Consider the following 5452-nt stretch of genomic DNA (forward strand, 5'->3'; position numbering starts at 1 on the left):
CCCCCCCCCCCCCCCCCCCCCCCCCCCCCCCCCCCCCCCCCCCCCCCCCCCCCGCCCCCGCCCCCCCCCCCCCCCCCGCCCCCCCCCGCCCCCCCGCCCCCCCCCCCCCCCCCCCCCCCGCCACCCCCCGAACCGGTTGAGCTGGGGACGATCGGCCGCTAGCGTGCGGCGGGATTGGGGTTGGCAGGGACCATGACTGACGAGTTGCCCGGAACAGACGCGGCTGCGGCTGCGGTTGGAGAGACGCAGTTCGCGGCCGGCGAGCCGCTGCTGCGCATCGAGGGCGTCGCCAAGACGTTCGGGACGTTCCGGGCCGTCGACGGCGTGTCGCTCGACATCAAGGCCGGCGAGTTCTTTGCACTGCTCGGGCCCAGCGGCTGCGGCAAGACCACGCTTCTGCGCATGCTCGCCGGTTTCGAAGCGCCGGATCAAGGGCGCATCCTGCTCGGCGGCAAGGACATCGCGCAGGCGCTACCGCATGAGCGGCCGATCAACATGATGTTCCAGAACTACGCGCTGTTTCCGCACCTGTCGGTCCGCGACAACATCGCCTTCGGCCTGAAGCGCGCCGGCATGGCGCGCGCCGACATCGCCACGCGCGTTGCGGAGATGGTCGCGCTGGTGAAGCTCGATGGGCTCGAGAAGCGCAAGCCCGATCAGCTCTCCGGTGGCCAGCGCCAGCGCGTGGCGTTGGCGCGCGCACTGGCGCGACGCCCGCAGCTCCTTCTGCTCGACGAGCCGCTCGCAGCGCTGGACAAGAAGCTGCGCGAAAGCACCCAAGGCGAGCTGATGGAGCTGCAGCGCCGGCTCGGCATGACCTTCATCATCGTCACCCACGACCAGGAAGAGGCGATGACGATGGCGAGCCGGATCGGTGTGATGAGGGACGGCAAGCTCGCGCAGGTCGCCAGCCCGCGCGAGCTCTACGAGGCGCCACGCTCGCGCTGGATCGCGGAGTTTGTCGGTGACGTCAACCTGTTCGACGCCGAGTCCAAATTGCGCGACGGTCATCGTCTGGTCATCGGCACGCGCGATGCGGGCGCGCTGGTGGTGGCGGAGCCGCGCGAGCCGTTCGGCGAGGGCAGATTATCGGTTGCGATCCGCCCCGAGAAGGTCAAGCTGTCGCGCCGTGGTCCGGTGCGGGAAGCCGGTCATGAAACGGCGATCAACCAGCTGGACGGCGTGATCGCCGACATCTGCTATCTCGGCGGCACCACCACTTACAAGGTGAAGCTGGACGCCGGCGGGATGCTGCAGGCTTCGGTCGCCAACAGCGCGCGCCTCGATGTCGACGCCTACAGCCTGAACCAGCCTGTCGTCGCCTGGTTCACGCCCGACGACTGCGTGGTGCTGCCGTCATGAGCGCGCGCCGCATTTTTGCGCGACCCGCTCGCCTTGCCGCGATCGCGCCCTATGTCTGGATGGTGCTGTTCTTCCTGGTGCCGTTCGGCTTCGTGCTGAAGATCAGCCTGTCGCAGACGGCGATCGCGCAGCCGCCTTACGAGCCGGTGTTCGACCTGATGGCGGGATGGGGGGCGCTGAAGGCCGCCTTTGCTGCGCTGTCGATCGACAATTTCAGGCTGCTCGTCTCCGACGATATTTACGTGTTCGCCTATGTGCGTAGCCTCACCGTCGCCGTCACCGCGACCGCGCTGTTGCTCCTGATCGGTTATCCCATCGCCTACGGCATGGCGCGGCTGCCGACGCGCTGGCAGGCCGTGGCGATGGTGCTGGTGATCGTGCCGTTCTGGACCTCGTTCCTGATCCGCATCTATGCCTGGATCAACATTCTCCAGCATGACGGCCTGCTCAACCAGATCCTGCTTGCGTTGCATCTCGTCAGCCAGCCGGTGGTGTGGCTCTCCACCGACAGCGCGATGTATATCGGCATCGTCTATTCCTACCTGCCGTTCATGATCCTGCCGCTCTATGCCACGCTCGCCAAAATGGAGCCGGTGCTGGAGGAGGCCGCCTCCGATCTCGGCGCACCGCGCTGGCAGGTGTTCTGGCTCGTCACCTTCCCGCTGTCGCTGCCCGGCGTCGGCGCCGGCGTGCTGCTGTGCTTCATCCCCATCGTCGGCGAGTTCGTCATTCCGGATCTCCTGGCCGGCTCCAATGCGCTGATGATCGGTCAGACCCTGTGGCTCGAATTCTTCACCAACAAAGACTGGCCGGTCGCCTCCGCCGCGGCCATCGTGTTGTTGGTGGTGCTGCTGGTCCCGCTGCTGCTGTACGAACGGCTGCAGAAGCGGCAGCTGGAACAGGGGCGGTGAGGCGATGCGCAAGGTCTCCCGCCTGTCCCGCTTCAACGTCGTCTCGCTCGCGCTGGGTCTGGCTTTCCTCTATCTGCCGATCCTGATCCTCGTGATCTATTCCTTCAACGCCTCGCGGCTGGTGACGGTGTGGGGTGGCTGGTCGCTGCGCTGGTATCACGAGTTCTTCAATGACCGCGCCATGATCGAGGCGGCCTGGATGAGCCTGCGCGTCGCGGTTTCGTCGGCGACCATTGCGACCCTGATCGGCACGCTCGCCGCCGTGGCGCTGTCGCGCGGCGAGCGGTTTCGCGGCCGCACCCTGTTCTCCGGCATGCTCTATGCGCCGCTGGTGATGCCGGAGGTGATCACCGGATTGTCGCTGCTGCTGCTGTTCGTGGCGCTGAACGCCGAGCGCGGCTTCTGGACGGTGACGATCGCCCACACCACGCTGACGATGTGCTTCGTCGCCGTCGTCGTGCAGTCCCGCCTCGGCTCGCTCGACCGTTCATTAGAAGAGGCCGCGATGGACCTCGGCTGCGACCCCGTGCGGGCGTTCGTGGCCGTGACGCTGCCGCTGATTGCGCCCGCGATCGTCGCGGGCTGGATGCTCGCCTTCACGCTGTCGCTGGACGATCTCGTGATCGCGAGCTTCACCACCGGCCCGGGCTCCGCGACGCTGCCGATCCGGATCTATTCAGAGGTACGGCTGGGAGTGAAGCCCGAGATCAACGCGATCTGCACGCTGGTGATCGCCTTGATCGCGGTCGTCATCGTGATCGCCTCGCTCGCCTCGAAATTGTCGAGCTCGCAGGGCGAAAGCGCGGCGCCGCTTTGAGAGGGGAGGCATTGTGATATTCACCTACCAGGTCCTCGTCCATACGCCGCTCTGGGTCTGGCCCTTGTTCGCCTATCTGGTCTGGCAGGGCATCAAGGCGATGCAGCCGCGCAGGACGCCGATCTGGCGCGCGCTGATCGTGCCGGCCGTGTTCATCGTTTGGGGCGTCTCACGGATCGGCTTTGGACATCACGACGGCACATGGCCGCTGATCGCCTGGATCGCGGCGGCACTGGCGCTACTGCCGCTCGGCGTCCTGACGCCGCGTCCGTTCGATGTCGATCACACGACCGGGGAGATCATTCGTCCCGGCAGCGCGTTTGCGCTGGTCCGCAACCTCGTCGTGTTCTCTCTGCAGTACACGGTTGGCGTGATCTCGGCGATCGATGCGGGCGATCGCGCGGTGGCCTTCATCGCCGGCCGCGCCATTTCGGGCGCGACCGCCGGCTATTTCATCGGCTCGACGGTCGCGCTTCTGATCGCATATCGCAGCAAGCGCGCGGCCGATGTTTAGGACTTCACCGCACCCGCCGTGAGCCCGCCCACCATGTAGCGGCGGAAGGCGTAGTAGATGGCGGCCGGCGGCAGCGCGTAGATGAAGCCGGTCGTCATCAACAGCTCCCACGGCGAGTCGTCGGCGGCGAGGAAGTTGCCGAGCGCGACAGGGAGGGTGATCTCGCGATCGTTTGAGAGCAGCAGGAACGCGTAGAGATATTCGTTCCAAGCGAGCAGCACCGCATAGGTGCCGATCGCGACCAGCGAGGGCATCATCAGCGGCAAGTAGACCAGGCGGAAGATCTGGAGAGTCGTCGCGCCGTCCATCACCGCGGCCTCGTCCAGCTCGACCGGCAGCTTGTCGGAGGCCTGCTTGAGCACCCAGATCGCATAAGGGCTCGCGATCGTCACCATGGCCAGGATCAGCGACCAATGATTGTTGAGCAGGCCGTAATTGCCCATGGTGCGATACATCGGCACCGCGAGGAACGCTGCCGGGATGAAATAGGTGAACAGCGCGAGGTTCATCACGATGCGCCCGCCGGGCACGCGCAACCGCGAGATCGAGAACGCAGCCGCGGTTGCGATGACGAGCGTGAGCACGCCGACGGCTGCCGCGATCACCAGCGAATTCCAGAACTGCACGTAGAAGTCCCGCAGGAAGTAATGCTGCTGCTTGAACACGATTTCGAAGTTGTGCAGCGTCGGATGATCCGGCCACAGCTTGCCCGAGAACGCGTCCTCCTTCGGCGAGATCGCGAACAGGAACATGTGATAGATCGGTATCATCGTCCAGAGCAGGACGGGAATGCCGATCAGGAGCAGCCGCGCCTCGGTCGCGACGTCACGGAGAGAGGGAAGCTTCATCGCGACAACCGTTTCATCATGAAGTACATCAGCGGCAGGACGAACGGTATCGCGCAGACGATGGAGGCCATCGCGAGCGAGAGCTGGTCGAGCCGGAGATAGCGGATGCCGAGTGTCGACAACACGTGCGTGAGGTCGGCCGGGCCGCCGCCGGTGAGCAGATAGACGCTGTTGAAGTCGCCGAGCGTCCAGATCATCGAGAGCAGCGTGCAGGTGATGTAGAGCATCTGCAGCGACGGCCAGGTGATGTAACGGAATTTCTGCCACCAGCTGGCGCCGTCGACCTCGGCGGCCTCGAACAGATCTTGCGCGATCGCAAGCCGTCCGGTCATCAGGATCAGCGTCCAGAACGGCAGCGATTTCCAGATGTGGACGCCGATCGCCATCGTCAGCGCCACGGTTGGGTCGTTCAGCCAGTTCGGGCCGTCATCACCGGTCAAGTTGAAGATGAGGTGGTTGACCATGCCCCATTCGGGGTTGAACATGAAGCGCACTGACAGGATGGTCGGGATCGACGGCACTGCCCAGGGCAGGATGAAGACCACCGAGAGCCATTTGATCCAGGTGCGCTGCTGCGCGAAGAAGCCGGACAAAAACAGCGCGATCAGCATCTTGATGTTGATGCCGATGACCAGGAAGATCAGCGTGTTGACGGCGGCGCGCGCGAAGATCGGGTCGTTATAGAGCGCGACATAATTCGACGGGGCCCGCGCCAGCCATAGCCCGTAACAGACGGGGTAGACGACGAAGGCAAGGAAAACGAGCAAATAGGGTGCGAGCAGCACGATGCCCCAGATTTGCGTCGGGGTCAGCCGCGACGACAAGGGCGGTGCGGGGATCGACTGATCACCAGAGAGCGTAATCGCCATTCTTTTTGGACTCTTCAAAGAGTTGCCGGCCGCCCAACGCGGCCGGTGATGTTGTTATAACTTAAACCCCCGGGGGGGGCGCGGGGGGGATGGCTTAAACCCCCACCGGGGTGATGCGGGCGCTCAGTTCG

General features: G+C 65.2%; 6 protein-coding genes. 4 read left to right on the forward strand and 2 right to left on the reverse strand.

Annotation, left to right across the window (positions count from 1 at the left end):
• The first annotated feature begins 192 nt into the window (after positions 1 to 192).
• The 4 genes from AC0L3K_RS40140 to AC0L3K_RS40155 are packed head-to-tail and all read left to right on the forward strand — an operon-like array spanning position 193 to position 3604.
• Positions 193 to 1362, forward strand: coding sequence for an ABC transporter ATP-binding protein (locus AC0L3K_RS40140; RefSeq protein ID WP_473368165.1), 1170 nt, complete (start codon positions 193 to 195; stop codon positions 1360 to 1362).
• Positions 1359 to 2273, forward strand: a complete 915-nt coding sequence (locus AC0L3K_RS40145) for an ABC transporter permease (protein WP_354127181.1) — start codon at positions 1359 to 1361, stop codon at positions 2271 to 2273. Before AC0L3K_RS40140 ends, AC0L3K_RS40145 begins: the two co-directional genes overlap by 4 nt.
• Positions 2274 to 2277: 4 nt before the next feature.
• On the forward strand, positions 2278 to 3090 hold the full coding sequence (locus tag AC0L3K_RS40150; protein ID WP_007596248.1) for an ABC transporter permease: 813 nt from the start codon (positions 2278 to 2280) through the stop codon (positions 3088 to 3090).
• A gap of 13 nt (positions 3091 to 3103) precedes the next feature.
• Positions 3104 to 3604 carry a DUF6622 family protein gene (locus tag AC0L3K_RS40155; RefSeq protein ID WP_007596247.1) on the forward strand — a complete coding sequence of 167 codons (501 nt, stop codon included), beginning with the start codon at positions 3104 to 3106 and terminating at the stop codon, positions 3602 to 3604.
• Here the strand turns inward: AC0L3K_RS40155 and AC0L3K_RS40160 are convergent.
• Together AC0L3K_RS40160 and AC0L3K_RS40165 are read right to left on the reverse strand one after the other, a co-directional pair.
• A complete protein-coding gene (locus AC0L3K_RS40160; RefSeq protein WP_007596245.1) occupies positions 3601 to 4452 on the reverse strand; it encodes a carbohydrate ABC transporter permease in 852 nt (283 codons plus the stop codon). The genes AC0L3K_RS40155 and AC0L3K_RS40160 overlap by 4 nt on opposite strands.
• Complete coding sequence (locus tag AC0L3K_RS40165; RefSeq protein ID WP_007596244.1) at positions 4449 to 5321, reverse strand: carbohydrate ABC transporter permease; 873 nt, start codon at positions 5319 to 5321, stop codon at positions 4449 to 4451. Before AC0L3K_RS40165 ends, AC0L3K_RS40160 begins: the two co-directional genes overlap by 4 nt.
• Between the last annotated feature and the right edge of the window lie 131 nt (positions 5322 to 5452).

The sequence above is a fragment of the Bradyrhizobium sp. MI1.10 genome, from assembly GCF_055811035.1.